Source organism: Anaerococcus sp. Marseille-Q5996, from assembly GCF_946893725.1.
Taxonomy (GTDB): domain Bacteria; phylum Bacillota; class Clostridia; order Tissierellales; family Peptoniphilaceae; genus Anaerococcus; species Anaerococcus martiniensis.
In genome coordinates, this window is the sequence record NZ_CAMPPE010000005.1 from 121,399 (window position 1) to 142,027 (window position 20,629).

The 20,629-nt window shown below is 33.7% G+C and carries 17 protein-coding genes and 2 pseudogenes; 1 reads left to right on the top strand and 18 read right to left on the bottom strand.

What is annotated here, in order from left to right:
* Positions 1-11 precede the first annotated feature (11 nt).
* From OC526_RS07415 to OC526_RS07485, 15 genes and pseudogenes are all read right to left on the bottom strand, one after another.
* A complete protein-coding gene (locus tag OC526_RS07415) occupies positions 12-701 on the bottom strand; it encodes an HAD family hydrolase (protein ID WP_262123197.1) in 690 nt (229 codons plus the stop codon).
* Positions 694-2,028 carry a CehA/McbA family metallohydrolase gene (locus tag OC526_RS07420; protein WP_262123198.1) on the bottom strand — a complete coding sequence of 445 codons (1,335 nt, stop codon included), beginning with the start codon at positions 2,026-2,028 and terminating at the stop codon, positions 694-696. The genes OC526_RS07415 and OC526_RS07420 overlap by 8 nt, the downstream gene beginning before the upstream one ends.
* Position 2,029: 1 nt before the next feature.
* Positions 2,030-3,358 (bottom strand): ABC transporter substrate-binding protein, encoded by a 1,329-nt coding sequence (locus tag OC526_RS07425; protein ID WP_262123199.1) that lies wholly within the window; start codon positions 3,356-3,358, stop codon positions 2,030-2,032.
* A gap of 3 nt (positions 3,359-3,361) precedes the next feature.
* Complete coding sequence (locus tag OC526_RS07430; RefSeq protein ID WP_262123200.1) at positions 3,362-4,195, bottom strand: carbohydrate ABC transporter permease; 834 nt, start codon at positions 4,193-4,195, stop codon at positions 3,362-3,364.
* Complete coding sequence (locus tag OC526_RS07435) at positions 4,195-5,103, bottom strand: carbohydrate ABC transporter permease (protein ID WP_262123202.1); 909 nt, start codon at positions 5,101-5,103, stop codon at positions 4,195-4,197. Before OC526_RS07435 ends, OC526_RS07430 begins: the two co-directional genes overlap by 1 nt.
* Positions 5,104-5,105: 2 nt before the next feature.
* The gene (locus OC526_RS07440) at positions 5,106-6,263 is read right to left on the bottom strand and encodes an ABC transporter ATP-binding protein (RefSeq protein ID WP_262123204.1); all 1,158 of its coding nucleotides are present in this window, start codon (positions 6,261-6,263) and stop codon (positions 5,106-5,108) included.
* A gap of 118 nt (positions 6,264-6,381) precedes the next feature.
* Positions 6,382-7,748: pseudogene (locus OC526_RS07445) on the bottom strand (MATE family efflux transporter).
* A 74-nt stretch (positions 7,749-7,822) separates the two neighbouring features.
* The gene (locus tag OC526_RS07450; protein ID WP_262123206.1) at positions 7,823-8,467 is read right to left on the bottom strand and encodes a hypothetical protein; all 645 of its coding nucleotides are present in this window, start codon (positions 8,465-8,467) and stop codon (positions 7,823-7,825) included.
* Complete coding sequence (locus tag OC526_RS07455; RefSeq protein WP_262123207.1) at positions 8,460-9,794, bottom strand: MATE family efflux transporter; 1,335 nt, start codon at positions 9,792-9,794, stop codon at positions 8,460-8,462. Before OC526_RS07455 ends, OC526_RS07450 begins: the two co-directional genes overlap by 8 nt.
* Positions 9,781-10,659, bottom strand: a complete 879-nt coding sequence (locus tag OC526_RS07460; protein WP_262123208.1) for a metallophosphoesterase family protein — start codon at positions 10,657-10,659, stop codon at positions 9,781-9,783. Before OC526_RS07460 ends, OC526_RS07455 begins: the two co-directional genes overlap by 14 nt.
* 1 nt (position 10,660) lies before the next feature.
* Positions 10,661-11,566 carry a carbohydrate ABC transporter permease gene (locus OC526_RS07465; RefSeq protein ID WP_262123210.1) on the bottom strand — a complete coding sequence of 302 codons (906 nt, stop codon included), beginning with the start codon at positions 11,564-11,566 and terminating at the stop codon, positions 10,661-10,663.
* 72 nt (positions 11,567-11,638) lie between these two features.
* Positions 11,639-13,408 carry an extracellular solute-binding protein gene (locus OC526_RS07470; protein ID WP_262123212.1) on the bottom strand — a complete coding sequence of 590 codons (1,770 nt, stop codon included), beginning with the start codon at positions 13,406-13,408 and terminating at the stop codon, positions 11,639-11,641.
* Positions 13,409-13,419: 11 nt separating this feature from the next.
* Positions 13,420-14,454 carry an ABC transporter permease gene (locus tag OC526_RS07475; RefSeq protein WP_262123214.1) on the bottom strand — a complete coding sequence of 345 codons (1,035 nt, stop codon included), beginning with the start codon at positions 14,452-14,454 and terminating at the stop codon, positions 13,420-13,422.
* A 67-nt stretch (positions 14,455-14,521) separates the two neighbouring features.
* Positions 14,522-15,604 (bottom strand): annotated as a pseudogene (locus OC526_RS07480) (ABC transporter ATP-binding protein); the annotation flags it as partial.
* Between the two features lie 359 nt (positions 15,605-15,963).
* Entirely contained in the window at positions 15,964-17,301 is a 1,338-nt protein-coding gene (locus OC526_RS07485; protein ID WP_262123215.1) for an MATE family efflux transporter, read from the bottom strand.
* Between the two features lie 77 nt (positions 17,302-17,378).
* On the opposite strand from OC526_RS07485, the gene OC526_RS07490 reads away from it, so the two are divergent.
* Positions 17,379-17,534, top strand: a complete 156-nt coding sequence (locus OC526_RS07490) for a maltose acetyltransferase domain-containing protein (protein WP_262123216.1) — start codon at positions 17,379-17,381, stop codon at positions 17,532-17,534.
* A 212-nt stretch (positions 17,535-17,746) separates the two neighbouring features.
* On the opposite strand, the gene sdaAA is transcribed toward OC526_RS07490, so the two are convergent.
* From sdaAA to OC526_RS07505, 3 genes are all read right to left on the bottom strand, one after another.
* Complete coding sequence (gene sdaAA, locus OC526_RS07495) at positions 17,747-18,625, bottom strand: L-serine ammonia-lyase, iron-sulfur-dependent, subunit alpha (RefSeq protein ID WP_262123217.1); 879 nt, start codon at positions 18,623-18,625, stop codon at positions 17,747-17,749.
* 9 nt (positions 18,626-18,634) lie between these two features.
* Positions 18,635-19,297 (bottom strand): L-serine ammonia-lyase, iron-sulfur-dependent subunit beta, encoded by a 663-nt coding sequence (gene sdaAB, locus OC526_RS07500; protein WP_262123219.1) that lies wholly within the window; start codon positions 19,295-19,297, stop codon positions 18,635-18,637.
* An 80-nt stretch (positions 19,298-19,377) separates the two neighbouring features.
* On the bottom strand, positions 19,378-20,610 hold the full coding sequence (locus tag OC526_RS07505) for a dicarboxylate/amino acid:cation symporter (RefSeq protein ID WP_262123221.1): 1,233 nt from the start codon (positions 20,608-20,610) through the stop codon (positions 19,378-19,380).
* Positions 20,611-20,629: the final 19 nt, after the last annotated feature.

Here is a 20,629-nt window from a genome sequence, read left to right on the forward strand (position 1 = left end):
TCTTCCTTGCTCTAATCAAATTTATATAAAATGTCTATAAGTTCTAATGGATTTTCTACTATTATATCAGCATACTGGCTTAGCATCTCTTCACTTCCTGTACCACATAGCACACCGACTGAAGCTTTTACTAAGATTCCATATTCCATATCGACTCTGCTATCCCCTACCATAAGTATTTGTTCATTTTCAAGTTTAAATTTATCTTTAATAAATTCTATTGATGATGGATTTGGTTTTGCAGGAAAGCAATCTGCTGATATTAAATAGTCTATTTGAGTTATAATTCCTAGTATATCAAACATCTTTTCCGCTACTTTTAGGTTGTCACTTGTAGATACTATTATTTTAATCTTATTATCTATTAAGTAAGTAAATAAAGTTCTTAAATCACAAGTCTGTTTAACTTTTTCCGGATTTTCTTTTATAGTCTCAATAAAAATATCTTCTATGTCCTTTTCTAATACAGGTATATGACTATATTTATCTATGCAATCTGCTAAATCTTTTATAGTTCCAGAGGCTAGGATACTATTTTCTCGTATTTTTGAGTCCTTATCTATTCCTATCTCAAACTTTAATTTATTATAGTCTGATTCTTTTAAATTTAGGCTCTCTAATAGTTTTATTGTTCCTTTATACCAGATATCTGAAAATTCTAAAAGTGTTCCGTCTTTATCAAATATAATTGCTTTAATCATTCATTTTATCCAGTAGGTCATTCCAGGTTGATAATTCGTGGTTTTTTTTCATCTCTTTATTAAAAATTATTGGATTAGTAAATCCATATAGTAAATCTTCTTCTGTTCTTACGTCAACCCTAATCCACGAATACTCTTCTCCTGGATTGTACTCAAAATAATCTGTATTTGATGGTATTTCTCTTACAATTTTACCATCTACTATCCATTGAATTTTAAGCTTAGACTTGTGGTAAGTTTTTCTATAAACTTCTGCGTAGAACTTATTGCCATCTTGTTGTAGTTCGATTACATCTTCACGGCTAACAGATACTTTTCCATATAGTAATGCTTGTCTTAAATCTTTCTTAGAAAGAGACTTAGAGTAAATCCAAGTTTTAGGATCTCCTATAAGTGATGGAAACAAACTATTTTTATAGGTTTCTTGTGGAATATTATGAGAATCTGAACCACCAATACCAACAACTTTGTAACCATCATTTAGCATAATAGACCATGCTTTTAAACTCATCTCGTTAGCCTTGTGGTTATCTTCGTATGTTGGATCATTAATAATTTCCATTGTTATGATATTATTTAAATCAAAGTCTCCCATTTTTAATTCCCATGGAGCAAGAAATGGATGATTAAGACTTACTATTCCTTTATCTGCATAGCTTTTCAATAGCTTTGTAAAGTCTTCTTCTGTCTGAAATTCTCCAAGGTCACCTTTTTTTAGAGATGAAATTTCAGAAAATATTATATTAAAGTGGCCTAGAGTGCTTGTAAATTCCATACCTGGAATAATTAGTAAATTTGACTCTGGCCATGTTTTATGGAATACATTATGTTCAGTTGGTGTGAAAAAATCTAAATCTCGCATATTTGCAACTATTAAATTTTCTTCACGGCTTAGTTTTCCATCTGAGTAAAATGTGTGAGTGTGAAAGTCTCCTGCATACCATTTTTCATCATCACATAAAACCCTATCTTTATAAATATCTATTTCGTTTTGATAGTGAGTAATCTCATCGATATCTGCCGAGTCAATAGAAATCTCTACTATTGTCTGATTATTAAATACATAAAGTTCATACTCTAGTGAAATACTTCCATCAGATTCTATATCTTCGCATGCTGGAGAAGTTATAGATTTTTCATCACTAATAATCCTACTTGTACTTTTATTACATGTTATTTGACAAATCTGTCTATCATTTTGAAAAAGAAAAAGAGTCATAAAAAACTCTTTTCCTTCAACACCAACCTTAATATTAGAATCTATATTAAATATATCTAAATCTAAATTATGATAGCCAGGTTCTAACACCATGCTAAATTTTTCCATGCTACTTTTTCTCACTTAAATATTTATCAAGAGCTGCTTGAGCGTTTTCCTTAGCTTCTGATAATGCTTCACTTGCATCTACATTTTGAAGTTCTAGCTTATCTGCAGCTTTTGTAAGTTCATCAGTAATTTGACCACCTGTTGGGTCTACAAAAGATGGTGATGCTGTTTGAGCTTGTTCAAATGGAACTCCTGCATATGGGTTTTCTTCTATAAAAGTTTTGTATTCTTTCACTTCATTAGCGGATTTTCTCACTGGAATATATCCTATGGCTTTTGACCATTTTGCTGAAACTTCAGGACTTGTAAAATATTGAATCCATTTTGCCGCAGCTTTCTTTTCATCTTCACCTGCTTTTTCAGGAATTACTAGATAAAGTGCACCAGCTTGAGGTTTTGCGGGATTTCCATTAAGACCTGGTTGTGGTATTGAATCAATTATACTAAAGTCAAGGTTACCCTTGTCTCCTGATGAACCTGTATAACTCATAGCTTGACCATTCATCACGCTATCTATTGTTCTATACCAATATTCCCATCCTTCTCCACCAGATTCAATTTTAGCAAGTTTATTATCATATACTTGTTCTCTTATGAAATTCCAAGCTTCTACCCATTCTGGTGAATCAATTAGTACTTCTGTTCCATCATCTGATAGAATTTTCCCACCATTTGATAGTGCAATATCAGTTAGGTTATCTGGACCCCACATTGGAAGGTGACCATATGTTGTAACTCCATCATCTACTAGTTTCTTGCTTGTTTCATATACTTTTTCCCAAGAACTGAAAGCTTCTTTTGGATCTATACCTGCTTCTTCTAACTTATCTTTTCTATAATAAATTACTTGTGTAGTACCATATGCTGGAAGACCATAAAGTTTTCCATCTACATAAGCTGGATCCATAAATACATCTAGGTAATCATCTTTGTCAAATGTTTCATCTAGGTATGGTTCAATATCTGCAAAAATGCCTTTTGAAGCAATAGAACTATAATTACCAGAAATGAATACTGCTGGTGGTTGATTAGCAGCTATAGCCGCTTGCACCTTTTGGTAAGTTTCATCATAGCTTGATTGTTGTACACCCGTAACTTTAACTTCATCTTGAGATTCGTTAAAATCTTTTATAATAGATTCCATTGTTTCTCCAGCTACAGATCCTAATCCATACCAATATTGGATTTCTACAGGACCATCTGTAGATGTTTGAGTTGTTGATGTTTCAGAACTTGTTTTGGTTTGTGTGTTTTTTACTGGGCTAGAGCATGATGTAAATAGCATCAATGATGCTGCAATTCCTAATAATGATTTTGCGATTGATTTCATTTTTTATCCTTTCACTCCGCTGTCGCTTATTCCTTTTATAAACCATTTTTGTAATACTATAAATAATACTAAAAGTGGTAATACTGAAATTGTGTTTGCCGCCATTAGCTTAGGTAAGTTTGCCGAAAAGTTACCTTGCCCTGAGAAAAATTGACTTAAGCCAACACTAATCAAGTAATTTTCTTTACTATGAGTTATAAGTGATGGCCACATGTAGTTATTGTACATAGCTACAAATTGTACTAATGATGTAGTAATAATAGTAGACTTAGAAACAGGAACTAAGACTCTAAATAAGATTTGAGTGTTGGTTGCTCCATCAATTTCTGCTGCCTCTATCATTTCATTTGGTACTGATTTAAAAGTGTTATAAAACATATATATAGCAAATACAGACGCTATATTGGAAATAATAATTCCCATTTTTGTATCTATAAGTCCCATATTAGCAAGAATTACATAGCTAGGTACATATGTTGCTGCAGATGGAAGCATATATGTTAAAAATATTGCTCTAAATAAGGTTTTTTTGCCCTTAAACTCAAATCTAGAAAGAGCAAATCCCATCATAAGACTTAGAAGAACTTGCAAAAATACTATTGCAAGAGATGTCCATATACTATTAAAAATATATAGATTAAATGGTGCTAACTCCATAGCTCCTTTAAAATTTCTAAAATCTAAGAAGTCGGGAGCTAAATATAGTGGATTTTTCAATATATTTTCACTTAGTTTAAAGGAGTTTACAATCATCCATAAAAGCGGGAAGAAAGTTAAAATACTAAATAAGATAAGCAAAATATATTTTATGATTTTACTACTTTTACTTTCTCTCATTAATCGTTAAACCTCCTTTGAACTCTTAGTAGAACAACAGCTAAAAGAGCTGTAATAATTACTATAATAATTGCTACCGATGTTGCCTCGCCCATATTAAATGACTCAAATGCTTTTTGATAGAACAGATACAAAAGTGTTCTAGTAGATCCAGCGGGACCACCACTAGTTAAAACTGATATTTGGTCAAATGCTTGAATCGAGTTAATGAGGTTCATAATAAGAAGAACCATAGTTGTAGACTTTGTATATGGTAGATAGATGTATCTAATTCTTTGCCATATATTAGCCCCTTCAAGGTCACCTACCTCAAAAATCCCTTCAGGAATTTTGCTCATACTATCTGTATAAAATAGCATAGCCCAACCTGCTTGTTTCCAGATAGTTACTATGATTATTGCTGTCATAGCGTATTTTGGATCTTGGAGCCAAGCTGGACCATTTATACCAAAAACACTAAGCACTCTATTTATAATTCCTATCTCTGGTCTAAACATCCAGCTCCAAACTATACTCATGGCAACCATTGGCGTTATCCAAGGTGAGAAGAGTAAACTTTGGAATATACTTTTAGCCTTTGGATTTGATGTGATTAGTAAAGCAAATATAAAGCCAAGTATTAAAATAGGTATTACTGTTCCGATACCAAATACAAAAGTATTTTTTAATGCACCATAAAAATCGCTAGAAGTTAGAAGATCTTGGTAATTCTTAAGTCCGACTACATCATAGGTCGGAGAGATATAATCCCAATTAGTAAATGAATATACGAAGGTTGCTATCATTGGTATAAACCAAAAGACAGCCAGTGGAATAAGAGGTAGGATTACAAATAATATAAATTCATATGGCCTCATCTTATCTCTTTTATATATTTTGGCTGGGAATGATATTGTTCTTTCAGCCATAATTATCTACTTTCTACTACAATTTTGTCAGATTTAGATGAACTTATATTAGACTTGTTTTTTACTATTGAACTTACTTCTTTATTTAAAATATCATCTCCATAAATTCTATTTCCATCTTTTCCAAAAAATTGTAAGTACTCATTTTTTGCATCAATGTATATTACTCCGGTGCTAATATCATCGATATCTTTTGCCGGTATTCTTAATGTCATTGAATCTCCGTCCATATTTCCATGTACATGATAGTCAGATCCGAGTAACTCAACGAATTTTACATCAAATTCCATACCATAACCTATAGGCATAATTTCCATATTTTCAGGTCTGATACCACAGGTTACGTGATCTTGGTTTGGTATTTTTAAACCTTTAGCAATTAAATGGTTATGTTTATTAAAGAATTGTCCACCCTCTATTCTTCCTTCTATAAAGTTCATGTTTGGAGACCCTAAGAATCCAGCGACAAACAAATTTGTTGGGTTTTCATATAACTCTTTTGGAGTTCCGATTTGTTGGATTACTCCATTATTCATACAAACTATTCTTGTAGCCATAGTCATAGCTTCTGTTTGGTCATGAGTTACATAGATTACCGTAGAACCTAGTTTTTGTTGAAGTTCTACGATTTCTTTTCTCATGCTTACTCTAAGCTTTGCATCAAGGTTTGAAAGAGGTTCATCCATAAGCATTATGTCTGATTCTTTAACAATTGCCCTACCAAGAGCCACCCTTTGTCTTTGACCACCTGAAAGTTCTGATGGTTTTTTTTCTAGTTGGCTTGTTAAATCTAGGATTTTAGCTGCCTGTCTAATTTTATTGTCCATCTGGTCTTTAGGAACTTTTCTAATCTTTAATCCAAAACCTATGTTCTCATAAACATTAAGGTGTGGATATAAAGAATAGTTTTGAAAAACCATTGCTATTCCCCTATCTTTTGGGGCAACATCATTCATTCTTTTACCGTTTATATAAAGATTTCCTTCAGTTATATCTTCTAGTCCAGCTATCATTCTAAGGGTTGTGGATTTACCACATCCAGATGGACCAACAAAAACTATAAATTCATTTTCTTTAATCTTAATATTAAAGTCTTTGACAGAAAATCGATCAGCATTGTCATATTTTTTAGATATATTTTCTAAAACAATTTTTTCCAATTTCCCCTCCTTAGTTTAGTCTCAATAAAGATATTAATTTAAACATGTAAGATTAAAATTAACTGCAAGTAAATTTTTTATTAAGAAAAGTTTTCTTTTGCAAAATTTTTTTAATATTTTAAGATTTATGAAAATGTTTGCTATTATTTTTTAGCAAGATTTTGCATTTGCTTTTTATCAAAATAACATCCAGTAATCCCTTTATCATTGTAGTAATGGTTATAGAAATCCATATCCCCTCTACCCCTAAGTTCTTCATAAGTATAAGAGAAAGTGGAATCTTTAAGAAATTAAACACTAAGCCAACTATAGAAGGTGTCTTGGAATCCATTAATCCATTAAATACACCTGTAGACCCAGACTCTGCCGAAAAAAATACTTGACTTACCGAGGCTATTACTAAGTATTTCACTCCAAGATTAATAGCTTCAGTATCGCTTGGTATAAATAATCTCATTAAGCTTTCTCTAAATAATATAAGAATAGCTCCGCTTACTATTCCTATAAATATAGTTAGTCTAAGACTAGCGCTTACTGCATCTTTTATCCTCTTCTTATTTCCCAAGCCATAGTTTTGACTTATTAAAGACTGTATAGCCACCTGAATGGCATCGGTTGTATTCCAGGTTATTGATTCTATTTGATGGCCTATTGAGGATACTGCTACCGCTATATCTCCAAACCTTGATGTATATCCATTAAGGATAATCGTTACAATATATTGAAAACCACTTAGAACTCCTGCAGGCAATCCCAGCATAAAAATATCCCTAATCCATCGGTATTCATAGTCACTTTTTACAAATGCTTTTTTTATTAATCCATCTCTTTTTAAAATAATAATAAGAAGTCCCAGAAAAACAAGCAATTGACCAATACCAGTAGCTAAAGCTGCTCCTTTTACTCCTAACCCTTTAAAAGATCCTAATCCAAATATTATAATTGGATCCAGAATGATATTTATAATTGCACCTATTGTATTATAGGTAAATGGAATTAGGGGATCTCCTATTGCAATGAATGCTTGGGAAATTACAGGGTTTATAATAAATAAGATAATGCCAAATCCACTAAAAAATAAATAATCCTTCGCAAATCCATTTGCTTTACTACTTAATTTAAAGATATCTATAAAAATATCACCAAACATAAAAATTAATAGTGTATAAAACAGCCCTATAATAGCTGCAAGAACTAAGCCATTATGTATAACTTTGATAGTCTCTTTTTGATTATTTGATCCGTATGCTCTTGATGCAAATACTCCCATACCTACTTTTGGAATGATAGAAAGTGAGATTGCAAACCAGAATACAAAAAAGCTATACCAGCTCCTGCAACAGCCTCTGTACCTATCCTCCCTAAATAAAGCATATCTATAAAATTATAGGCTACTTGGATAAATGCTGTAGTAATTAGAGGTAATGATAGTTTTAGAAGAGATTTGTTAATATTCCCACTTGTTATATTATTTCTATTATTCATTACTCGTCCTTAGATTAATTGATATGTAAAACACCAAGATTTTTCTTGGTACTTTTTTAAGGCTATAAGTTAAGTTAATTCAAATTAAACAACAAATAGGTAATAGATTTTTTTGCTAGAATTTTTTGGTAAAATCTGTAGGATAGATTAATTGCAATCCCAGGTAATATAAGGATAAGTAAAATACCGGAAATCTTTGAAAGTAGGTAGGCTATTACTATTATAAATACATTTAAAACTAAAATATCTACCATGTGTACTATTGTCAATGATATGGCATTTTTTGAAATTTCTTTAAATTTCATCTCTGGATATTTTGCCATAAGGTAAAAGCTTATTGCCATTGCATTTACAAGGACAAAAGTCATAATTATGTTTAAGTAAAACATAGCAGTAAATAATGGACTGATGGATGTTGAGAAATAAAATATATCTACTGCCAATATTAAAATTAAAGTCATATATAAGATACTGATTTTCAAGTATTTTAGTGAATAATTTATAATATTTTCCTTAAAAAACTTAAAGATTTTTATTTTTTCCTTATGCCTTTCATGGTCAATTTTCTCATGAAGGTCAAAGAGCATAACATTTGCCCCGGCAAAGGTTAAAAATCCTAGGCCCATTACCAGAGAAACAATATATATCAGCGAATATGACAGATAATAATATATCTTTTCAAAGGCCTTGCTTATTATATTTCTAAATTTCCTATCCATTGTCTACCTCGTTAATCTTCATCCACTTACCCGACTTAAATCTTAGGGTAAATAATAATCTTCTTAGGGCCTCATCTAGGATAAATATTATCCAAACCGCCCTAAGTCCCATGCCAAACTTGCTTACAAAAAGATATGAAAGTGGTATTACCAAAACATATGTTGTTACAATTCCAACTATTACTGGGAATTTTACATCTTTTAGTACGTTTAATGAATTTACCAAAATTTCATTTGACACACGCATTGGATCAAGCAGAATTTGGAAAAATAGTAATTGTGTCACTATTTCTGTGATTTCTGGATCTTTTGTAAAAATCCCTACCAAAATTCTGCCCAAAAGGGCTAAAATTAGGTTTACTCCTCCTGCAATCAGACTTATCCTATTTGCATTTGTTACTCCAAAATTTTTTATTTTTTCAAAATCCTTGTTTCTGTAATAATTACCAATCACTAGATTTCCAGCAACCCCAGCCGCAACCCCAATTGAAAATATAAATGAAGTTATGGTTTGGGTGTAGATTTTAGAACTTACTGCAATAGTTCCCAAGGATGCTATGATTGCAGTTATTATTGTCTGGCTAAAATTATAGGAAATCTGCTCCATAGCTGATGGGATGCCAAGGGTCAAAATTTCTTTTTTTAGGGGAATTTTCCTAAATCCTTCCTTAAAATCAAATAATTCTGGGATTTTGCTTTTTAGGGTAAAAAATGTCAAAAGCATACCCAAAAGTCTTGAAACAAGGGTAGCTATGGCAATGTATGTTATGCCCCCTAGATTAAAGATAACTATTAATGAGTTACCTAAAATTACTAAGACTGTATTAATCACCGAAACTTTTACCGCTATTTTTACAAAACCAAAGGCACGCAGGGTACCAAGCATGAGGGATGTCATGGCCAAGAATATGATTGAAACCGAGACTATCCTTATATATATAGAAGTTTCGTTCAAAAGTTCCCTGGGTGTTTGCATAAGCATCAAGAGGTCTTTATTGAATAAAAATACGGCTATTACAATCAAAATGGCGATAATTACATTTAAAATCACAGATTCTTTAAGGATTGATTTTACATAGGCAAGCCTTGATTTTTCTGCATTTTGGATAATTAAAATGCTTGCTCCAAGGACTACAATATTGGTTATCATTGCAAAAATATTGAGCAATTGGTCAGAAATCCCAATTGATGCTACCATTTGGTCGTTAAATAAAGAGAATAAAAATACATTAAAGTTGCCTATAAGGGTTAGGAAAATTTGCTCTACTAAAAGCGGCCAAAATAAATTTTGATATTCTTTGGTAAAAAGTTTTCTATTTATCTGCATCAATCTGTATGTTTCTAGTTTTTATTTCAAAAGGATCTTTTGTAATTTCAATAACTGTAGCCCCTTTTGCTACATCTCCATAGGCTTGGTAGCCAGATGAATTTGCAAAGGCTAAGTGGATGCCAAAAAGCTCACTATCAAAGTTATTTTCGTGGTCATGACCTACAAGCATGCCCCAAATTTCTCCATTTAGTAGCATATTTGCAAATAGTCCAGTATTGATTTTTGGGGCTGAAATAGCTTCGTTAGTTTCTTCTTGGACACCGTATAAAATATTTTCCTTACTTTGCCAGTATTCTGGGATTGGAATGTGTTGGAAAATTATACCGCGTTTTATGCCATCATTTTTTTTATTTTTATCAGCTGTGTGCCTAAACCATTCCACTTGTTCTGGTAAAACCCACTCATAGGTTCCAAAGCCAAGCTTATCGTCAGCACCTGAATCAATAAAGTATAAATATGCAATATCTTCTCCATTGCCTGATAAAGTAATCACATAATTTTCCTTATCATCTATAATAAAGCTATCTTTTTTTTCTGGCTTTTTGCTGATAGTTTTTTCATAGATATCCCTAAGTTCACTTCGAGTTATACCCTCTTCACTGTCATGATTTCCAAAGGTTATAGCAAGGGGAATGTCATATTTGTCAAAATATTCCATTACAATTTGAAAAACTTTATCAGAATTTTTTACCCCATCAGACCACATGATGTCACCTGTGTGAACTATCAAATCTGGCTTTTCATCAGTTAGAATTTTATCAATTAAGTTAAAAGTCCTAATATCATCCTCATGATGTGGTAGGTTTCCAAAGTGAGTGTCGGTAAATTGTACAATTTTAAATGTATTATTTTTAAATTCCATATTATTCCTTTACTGATCCTATGGTGATACCTTGGACAAAATATTTTTGTATAAATGGATATAAAATTACAATTGGTAGTATAACTACAATAATGGTTGCCATTTGTAGAGAGTCTCCAGTTACCTGAATCCTATCAAGCTGCTGGTAGGCTGCTCCTGAATTTTTGGCAAGGATATCTGCAAGCCCTTGTTGGCGGGTGAGCATATCTTGTAATATTGTAGCAAGGGGTTTTAGTTTTTGATTTCTAACATAGAAGCTTCCTGCAAACCAGTCATTCCAATGGCCAACAGCTGTAAAAAGTGTAACTGTAGCAAGGGTTGGCTTACTCATTGGAAGCACCATATCGGTAAAAATCCTAAATTCCTTCATTCCATCTATCCTTGCAGCTTCTACAAGGCTCATTGGTACTTGAGAAAAGGCAGATCTAAGTAGCAAAATATTTGTAACGCTATAAAGGCTTGGAATAATGTAAACCCATATAGTATTTGTCAGCCCTAATTGACTTAGGACTAAGTAATATGGAATAGTTCCACCGCCAAATAGCATAGTAAAAAATATAAAAAATGTTATCTTGCCCCTACCTGGTAGATCTGGTATTGTAAGGGCCCAAGCAGCCATAGACATTAAAAATACACCAAGGGCTGTACCAACTACAGTTCTAAATATAGAAATGAAAAATCCATTTATAAGGTTATCTTGCTTAAAAACTTCTCTAAAGTTTTCAAAAGTAAATTCTCTAGGGAAAAAGGCTATGCCTCCTCTGGCTGCATCTTTTCCTGAGTTAAAAGCAAGAGCTAGGATGTGTAAAAATGGCAAAATAATGGCAAGGGCCATAAGTATCAAAATAATATAAAAAATAATTTGGGACCATCTGCTTGTTTGGATGGCTTTTTTTGAACTGTCCATAATCCTCCCTAAAATAAAAGATTCTCCGAGAAATTCTAGCTTATTCTCGGAGAAAGCTTTTAATTTAAAATATTAATAGAATATTGTATCTCCATCTTTTTCTTTTTCTTCTAAGAACTTACAGAAACCTTCGATGTCAGCATCTTTAAGTCTTTGACGAGATTGTTCTAGGATTGCATTTGCTTCTTCTTCACTTTTAGCATAGTAAGCTTTAAGGATTGCCTCATCCCAATCTTCTAGAGCTTGAGTAAGATTTCCATCTTCTCCTTCAAATTCGTATAGGTAAGCTTTTGGATATAGACCATCGATTACTTCTTTGTCTTCGAATTTTTTGTCGTAGTTATATTCTTCAAGAAGTTTTTGAGCTCCACTAGCTTCGTCTCCTCTTACGCTATCTCCCCAAGATTCTTCACCAAAGTCTCCTAGGTTGTCCATGTCTGTGTATGCAAAGTGTTCGCCCCAGAATGCTCTAACTCCTCTGAAACCTTCTTTGATAGCTTCATCTGGGTTTTCATCTTGAAGTTCAACTAATTCTTTTTTAGGAACTGGTTTGCCATCTACCATATCGTAGTGTTTGCCTTCTAGACCGTAGAAGTATAGTAGTTTTCCTTCTTCACTAGCCATCCAATCAGCAAATTTAACAACTTCTTCTGGATTTTCTGTTGTTGCTGGTACTGCCCAACCTGTGTAACCAGATTTGTATGGTTTTACCATGTTATCAGATCCATCAACTCTTTTTATATCTCCAAGTGGCATCCATTCGCCATTTGCGATTTCTGGTCTGTAGTTATGAGAATCTGATACGATTGCAAATGATTTGTTTTGGATACCTTCTTGGGCACGTGTTTCTTCCATTGTGTAGAATTCTGGGTGCATTAGGCCTTCTTCTAACCATTTACGTACTTTTGCAACTCTTTTTTCACCGTAATCTGTCATAGATTCGTGTTTAACTGTATCTCCGTCTTTGGCAAATTTTTGTTCGCCTTCACCTTGCCACATTAAATCTCTATATGGTCTTGGTCTTTCAGAACCACCCCATGATGTTGGTCCAAGTGGTGTTACAGGATTGCCATTATTGTCTTCATAGCCACCTGCTGCAATTTTGCCAAGTAATTCTTCTAAATCATCGCTTGTTTTGATGTCATCTGTTTTTACGCCAAGGTCTTCAGCAATATCACGTCTGATAAACATATTTCCAAATAATTTACGTCCTGGATCTGCAGGATTTCTATTAATTGACATATGAACTAGGTATGTTGCTCCATCTTGGTCATCTCTCATCATGATATTATCTTTTGTATCTGTTGGAAGATAGCCTTCTTCAAAATATTTTCCGTAAATATTGCTTTCTTTTAGTGCACCTGAAATATCATGGAACATTCCTTCATTACTTGCTTTTAATAGTAATGGGAATTCTGGTCTACCTGAGTTGTCTAGGTAAAAAGCAACTGCATCTGGAAGGTCACCTGATGAAAGTCCTGCTGCAAGAGCTTCGTAAGAATCTTCATTTGATACTGATTCGATTGTTAGTGTGATACCTGTTTTGTCTTTAATATATTGAGCGATTTCTGGGCTCATTGTCCCTTCACCAGTATCTCCAGCTGATTCGAATACTAAAAGTCTGATTTCACGATCTGCTATCCATGTATCTGGTTTGTCTGTGTTTTCTTCTGCTGTGTTAGCATCTTTTTTGTCAGCATCTTCTGTTTTGTTTTCTGCACTTTGAGTTGTTTCTGTCTTGTTGTCAGTTGTGGTATTAGCATCATTGTTTCCACAAGCTGTTAGGGCAACTAAACTCATTGCCATTAGCATCGCTTTGCTAAAAGTTTTTTTGATATTCATATTCTCTCCTCTTACCATAAAGAATTTTCGCCGTATTTATCGGCTGCTTTGTTAACTGCAACTGTCAGTCCAAGTCCTACGAGTCCTTGAACAAGTCCAACTGCTGTTGCTGGACCATAACGAGCTTTTTCAAGCCCTGTTTTTACTACATAGGTATCAATTATTTCTGAAACCTGGTAGTTTCCTGGATTTTGCATCAAGTAAACTTGGTCAAATCCTGCTGATAATATCCCACCTAGGGAAATGATAAATAAGATCATAATTGTTTTTGAAATCCCAGGCAGGGTTACATGACGGGTTTGCTTTAATCTATTTGCTCCATCTATAGCTGCAGCTTCATAAAGCGATGGCGAAATCCCCATTATTGCTGCATAATAGATGATTGAGTCCCAACCAACATTTTTCCACAAATAAGATCCAAATACTGCAGGATAGAAAAAACTATTTTCCATCATAAAAAATCTGGAACCATCACTGGCCCCTATATTTCTTAAAAGGTTATTAATTAAACCTGTATTTGGGGCAAAAAGTTTGTTTAACATTCCAATTACGACTACCCAAGAGATAAAGTATGGTAGGTAGCTTACTGATTGGAAAAAAGATCTGTGTTTGGTATTTACAATTTCATTAAAAATTAAAGCCAAAATTATTGGGAAAGGTAGGTAGATAAACAATTTTATTGCTGAAATAATAAGGGTGTTTCTGATATAAATAGGTGTTTGCCTATCAGAGAAAAAATCCTTAAAATATTGCAGGCCTACCCAGCCCTTGCCATACATGCCAGAGTTAAACGAAAATTTTCTAAAGGCTAGGATATTTCCTGTCATTGGCCAATAAGAAAATATTATGAAAAAAAGTAAGGCAGGCAATAGCATTAGATAAAAAGTTTTATACCTTGCCATTCTTTGCCACAAAGTTTTTTTCACCGGCTTAAAGTATGGGTCATTGTCGTTATCATCATTATTTGGAGGCTTGGAAACTGTGTGTTTGGCTATGTGTTCTGTCTGACTGATTTGATTTGTCAAGTTGTTGGTCTGATTTTCCACTAGCACTTCCTCCTTCCTTAACAATATTTTGATAATTTTTCTCATTATCAAGGACAATTCTATCTGTAGAGTCTTTATCAAAGAAATTTGCAAATTCTAGGTCAAAGGCAAGGGTTAAGTCTTGATTTCTAGCAAACTCATCTAGGGTGTTTACTTTTGCAATAATATTTTTTTCATCAATAGTAAAGTGAATTAGTGTCTCAGAACCAAGCATTTCTGCTAAACGCACCTTGGTAGTAAATGGTACATAGCGCTCATTTGCTTCTGATAAATCACCGGCTAGGACAATATTTTCTGGACGGATACCAAAAATTATTTCCCTATCCATATATCCTTTAAAGGCTAGTTGAGTAAGAATTGCGTCATTTAGTTTTATAATTCCCTGGCTAGTCTTTAGCCCTTCTTCAGTAAGGGTTGCTGGGATAAAGTTCATAGCTGGAGATCCCATAAAGCCTGCAACGAAAATATTATTTGGATACAAATAAATATCCTTTGGTGTAGATACTTGTTGGATAACCCCATCACGCATCAAAACAATTCTATCAGCCATTGTCATAGCTTCCACTTGGTCGTGGGTTACATAGATTGTTGTGTTGCCAAATTCCTTTGAGATGTTAGAAATTTCTGATCTGGTTTGGACTCTAAGTTTTGCATCAAGGTTTGAAAGTGGCTCATCCATTAAGAAAACTTTTGGATTTCTAGAAATGGCACGGCCAAGGGCAACCCTTTGGCGTTGACCACCAGATAATTCTTTTGGAAGTCTATCTAGATAGTCAGTAAGACCAATGATTTCTGCAGTTCTTTTAACTGTTTTGTCAATTTCATCTTGATTTTTATTTTGCATTTTTAGACCAAATCCCATATTTTCTGCAACTGTCATATGCGGATATAGGGCATAGTTTTGGAAAACCATGGCTATGTCTCGATCTTTTGGATGCACATCATTCATCAATTTATCTTCAAAATAAAGCTGTCCTGAAGTTATATCTTCAAGGCCTGCTATCATTCTAAGGGTTGTGGATTTTCCGCAACCACTTGGGCCTACAAGTACGATAAATTCTCCATCTTGTATTTCAAGATTAAAGTCTCTTACCACGTGTTGGCCTTCTATATAATCTTTGTAGATATGCGCAAGTTTAATATTGCTCATGCATGCTCCTTGTAAGTACTAATTTAGAAAAAATTTGAAATGCTAATAAGATTTGAATTTCAGGCACGAAAATAAGCTTGCCGAAAAACCAGCATTCGCTAATAAATATAAAGGACATTTATTAGATTGATATTATATAGATGTAAAATCATAGGAATTAAAATCCCTTTAATTTTTAACATTTATTTGCAATCTTTTTCATATTTTGTAAATACTCTTAATGATATTTTTACAATTTCCCCTATTTTGTAAAATTTAGTTAAAAACTGGGTAAAGTATTTTTAATAAATTTGAGTAATAAAAAACCTAGCAAAACTTGAAATTTTGCTAGGTTAAAGTGATTAATTAATTTTTTTCTACTATAGCTCTCTTTTTATTTTTTTTAGGATAAGTCCAAGATTAAAGGATCCCTTTAAAATTGAAGTAAAGGTCATAGCAGTCCATACTCCTGCCACCCCAAACATGGGCATAAATACTTTTGAAAATGGTATTCTTAAAGTATTTAGAATTATTGCAATGAGGGCTGGGGTTTTGGTATCTCCCATGCCATTAAAGGCACCATTTAGGCCAATTTCAACCGCCATAAAAATTTGAGATACCGATAATATTGCTAGATACAAGGCTCCAAGCTCTATAGTTTCTGGATCATTTGGCACAAATATTCTAATCAGTGGATACCTAAAAATGTATAAGACAACCATTGAGATTGCACCAATTAGAAATACAATTTCAAAAGATTTTCTAATAATTTTTTTTACCCTATCAAATAGTTCTGCCCCATAATTTTGACCAACCATGGCTGCAATTCCAACTTGTAAACCCTCTGTAGTATTCCAAGTTATAGATTCTAATTGGCTACCTATGGAATAAGCCGCAACCGCCGCCTCTCCAAAGCCAGCCATAAACTTATTTAAAATCACACTTACAACTGCCATATAGGCATTCATAAGGGCTGCTGGCAAACCAAGCTTAAAAATTTGCCCCATCCAATCACTTCTATAATCAAGTTTGATTAGGGAATTTTTTAGTAATTTGTTTTTACGAAAAATTACAATTACAAAGATAATTGTTACAATAACTTGGGCTAAAACTGTAGCAAGGGCTGCTCCGCGGACTTCCATACGAGGAAATGGCCCCCATCCAAAAATTAAAATAGGGTCCAAAATAATATTTGCAACAAGGCCAATAGCATTTATTTTAAAGGGTGTCAAGGAATTACCCAAGGATTGGAAACTTTGGGATAGGACAGGATTTATAAAGAAAAATGTAATCCCAAGTCCCAATATAAAAATATATTCACGAGCGTAAGTACTGGCAATTTCTGATAAATTAAAAAATGAAGCATAGGCATTTCCAAAAATAAGCATTGTTATTGTGTAGATAATAGCCAAAATAAGAGTTAAAATATAACCATTGTTTAAAATCCTAATAGTTTCTTTGGGGTTTTCCCTACCAAATGCCTGGGAAGCTAAAACTCCCATACCAATTTTTGGTACCATAGTGATGGCATTTGCAATCCAAATTAAAAATCCAGCCAGACCCACTCCTGCCAAAGCATTTGATCCCAAGCGACCAATAAAAAACATATCAACAAAAGCATAGGTAATTTGTATAAAGGCAGTCAGTGCCAGGGGTAAAGATAATTTTATAAGAGATTTGGTAATATCTCCCTTGGTTAAGTTTACATTTTGATCCATAAAGCTCTCCTTTGATGATAATACTTTACGACTTAACTTTTAAATTGTCATTAATAATCGCTGGGTATGATTTTTATATGAAAACACAAAAGCAAAGAATGATAAATGGCATGCTTTACACGGGTGATAAAGAACTTCGCCAGGATATGTATGAAGCTCGCCGCAAAATGCAAGATTTTAACAAAATTATAATTATCCCAAAAAGAGTGAGGCAAAGCTTCGCTCTTTTTTGATAAGTATTTGCAAAATGATATTATTTACTTTTTAAAAAATAATTCACTAAGGGTGTCTATCTTTCATTTCAAATAGATATTATCCAGCTATTCCCACCATAAAGGTTCCCTGGGAACGAAGCTTTTCAGTAAAGTTAAAATTTTTTCAAAAAAATTCCCCAACACCAAGGCATTAGGGAAAATAAAAAGCATTTTATATTTAATTTTTTTCTTTAATTTGTTCCATCAATGTATTTTTCACGAAGTCTTAGGGCAGATGGGCAAACTGCTATTCCACCTTCTCCAGTTTCACGAAGTCCTGATGGTAGGCTATCTCCTACCCTCTTCATTGCATCTACTGCTTCATCAAATGTTACAAATACTTTTACGCCAGCCATTGCCATATCAGCACTTGCAAGTGCATTCATAACTCCATTTGCATTTCTAATATTACATGGGAATTCTACCATTCCGCCTATTGGGTCACATATTAGGCCCATTACATTTAGAAGAGCACAAGTTGCTGCGTTTTCTTGGGTCTTTATGTCATAGCCTCTTAAATAGCAAACGGCTGCTGCAGCCATGGCTGATGCTGATCCAGTTTCTGCTTGGCATCCACCTTCTGCTCCAGCAAATGTTGCATTGTCAAAAATAACTTGGCCCATTTGAGTTGCAATTAGCATGGCTTCTTTTAATTTTCTATCATCATAGCCATATTTGTGATACATTATCATAAGTGTTGCTGGCAGAATTCCTGATGATCCTGCTGTTGGGGCTGCAACTATTTGGCCCATGGCTGCATTTACTTCACTTGTTGAAAGTGCCATTGCCATTGCCTTTGCTGCTGTATCTCCCAAAACTGTATCTCCACCTAGGAAATAATCATTCATTACTTTTGCATTTCCACCTGTCATGCCTGTTACTGAAACTACTGGCACTTCTAGGGCTGCATGTGAAGAGTTTTTCATGACATCTAGGGTTCTTTGGAGTCTGTCAAAGATTTCTTCTTCACTTCTTCCTGTATTTTCTATCTCATCTTTGATTGAAAGTTCCCAAAGACTTGCATTTTCTTTTTCGCATCTTTCTTTTAGTAATTCAAATTTAGTGATCATATTTTAATCCTAATCTATATATTTAATAAAGGTAAAGTCTTTACCATTTTTTATTGTCTCAAGGGCTTGTTCTGTAAGTGGCTCATCTAGTTCGCAAACTAGCATTACATTATCGCCATCTTTTATGGTTTTCATTTCGTGGATATTGTAGCCATTGCTATATAAAATATTTGAAACAAATGCAATTATCCCTTTTTGCTCACCGTAGGCCATAAATAATGTAGGTCTTTTTGCATAATATTCGATTGGATTGCCATAAATCTTATTTATAACTATGGCCCCACCACCTATGGATGATCCTTGGATGTCTATAGGATTTCTGCCATCTGGGTATTTAAAAACCATTCTTACAGTGTTTGGATGGACTTCTCCAAGGTCAGTTTCTATAAATTTATAGGAAAGTCCCGCCTCTTTTGCATATTCAAAGGCATTTATTATCCTATCATCTTCTGGCCCATAGCCTAGGACACCACCTACTAGGGCCCTATTTGTACCATGCCCCTTATAGGTTTTGGCAAATGATCCATGTAAGTAAAAATCTACTTCATTAAAGCCTGGATCTACCATTCTTCTTGCTACATTTGCAATTTTTGCCGCACCTGCTGTGTGCGATGAGCTTGGACCGACCATAACTGGTCCTATAATGTCAAAAATTGAAGCATTTACTGCCATATTTACTCCTTATCTACTAAAAAATATAAGCTAGCACAAAATAATATGCTAGCTTTTCTCTTTTTCAAAGGCTAACCCTATTATTTTGGGTCATTAATAACTGGTATTGGTTTCCAATTTTTCTTGCCTAAGATTACTTTATTATAAAATTTATCTACTGCAGTTGCAATAGCTACATCACCAGAAATATTAGCAGCTGTACCAAAGGAATCTTGGGTCAAGTAAAGGGAAATTAGTAAAGTTGCCATGGTTGATTCTGGAGAAATACCTACTATTGGTAAAAATGGTAAGGCACTCATTACAGCCCCGCCTGGTGCACCAGGTGCTGCTACCATTGCAATACCCAAAGTTACAATTAGTGAAAGCATCAATCCATATGAATGTGGCAAATTATACATATAAAGGATTGTAAAAATACATCCTGTTAATGTTATCATACTCCCTGGCAGGTGAACTGTCGCCCCCAATGGCACAACAAATTCGGCAATTTCTGAGCTGACCCCATTATTTTTTGCACATTCTAGGTTTACCGGAATAGTAGCTGCTGACGATTGGGTTCCAACCGCTGTCATATATCCTTTGATTTCATTTTTTATCATTGCAAAAGGATTTTTGCCTGTGTATGATCCTGCAATTACAAACATTATAGTTACATATAATAAATGTAGGATTACTATGCAGATAAATATTTTCCAGAATATGCTAAGGACTGCAAACACTGAACCGGTATGGCTCATTTCTGCAAAGTTTCCAAAAATAAAAAATGGTAATACTGGAATAATAGCTACTTCTAAGACCTTGGTAATAATTGCATTAAATTCTGAAACAGCCTTGTATAATACTTCTCCGCTATTATTTTTTCTAAGCCAAGAAATAGAAATCCCCATCATAAAAGCAAAAATCAAGGCACTTGTTACATCAAAAAAAGGTGTAATTGGCACTTTAAAATATGGTTCTAGACCATCTTTTTGAGAAGCAATTATCGAATCAACTTGGGCAGGGCTAATAAATTTTGGAAAAATATTGCTTGCCATAAGATATGATAAGCTTCCTGCAACTAGGGTTGAAATATAAGCAATTAAGACCGTAATTGCTAGCAATTTTCCAGCACCCTCTCCCAAATCAGAAATCCCCTTTGTAACAAAGGCTAAAATCATAAGTGGGATGATAAATGATAAAAATGATCCAAATATCTTTGAAAAAGTAACTGCTACCCTAACAAGCTCTACTGGCAAAAACCTACCGGCCAATATACCAAGAGCAATGGCTATGATTAGTTTTGGCACTAATCCAATGTTTTTAAAACGTCCCATAAAAATCTCCTGTGAATAA

Bases quoted from the DNA above. Each gene is read 5' to 3' on its own strand.
- OC526_RS07490 (WP_262123216.1), top strand. From the start codon at position 17,379: ATGAAAACACAAAAGCAAAGAATGATAAATGGCATGCTTTACACGGGT.
- OC526_RS07505 (WP_262123221.1), bottom strand. From the start codon at position 20,610: ATGGGACGTTTTAAAAACATTGGATTAGTGCCAAAACTAATCATAGCC.
- sdaAA (WP_262123217.1), bottom strand. From the start codon at position 18,625: ATGATCACTAAATTTGAATTACTAAAAGAAAGATGCGAAAAAGAAAAT.
- OC526_RS07485 (WP_262123215.1), bottom strand. From the start codon at position 17,301: ATGGATCAAAATGTAAACTTAACCAAGGGAGATATTACCAAATCTCTT.
- OC526_RS07430 (WP_262123200.1), bottom strand. From the start codon at position 4,195: ATGAGAGAAAGTAAAAGTAGTAAAATCATAAAATATATTTTGCTTATC.
- OC526_RS07460 (WP_262123208.1), bottom strand. From the start codon at position 10,659: ATGGAATTTAAAAATAATACATTTAAAATTGTACAATTTACCGACACT.
- OC526_RS07455 (WP_262123207.1), bottom strand. From the start codon at position 9,794: ATGCAGATAAATAGAAAACTTTTTACCAAAGAATATCAAAATTTATTT.
- OC526_RS07470 (WP_262123212.1), bottom strand. From the start codon at position 13,408: ATGAATATCAAAAAAACTTTTAGCAAAGCGATGCTAATGGCAATGAGT.
- OC526_RS07450 (WP_262123206.1), bottom strand. From the start codon at position 8,467: ATGGATAGGAAATTTAGAAATATAATAAGCAAGGCCTTTGAAAAGATA.
- sdaAB (WP_262123219.1), bottom strand. From the start codon at position 19,297: ATGGCAGTAAATGCTTCAATTTTTGACATTATAGGACCAGTTATGGTC.
- OC526_RS07425 (WP_262123199.1), bottom strand. From the start codon at position 3,358: ATGAAATCAATCGCAAAATCATTATTAGGAATTGCAGCATCATTGATG.
- OC526_RS07435 (WP_262123202.1), bottom strand. From the start codon at position 5,103: ATGGCTGAAAGAACAATATCATTCCCAGCCAAAATATATAAAAGAGAT.
- OC526_RS07415 (WP_262123197.1), bottom strand. From the start codon at position 701: ATGATTAAAGCAATTATATTTGATAAAGACGGAACACTTTTAGAATTT.
- OC526_RS07465 (WP_262123210.1), bottom strand. From the start codon at position 11,566: ATGGACAGTTCAAAAAAAGCCATCCAAACAAGCAGATGGTCCCAAATT.
- OC526_RS07420 (WP_262123198.1), bottom strand. From the start codon at position 2,028: ATGGAAAAATTTAGCATGGTGTTAGAACCTGGCTATCATAATTTAGAT.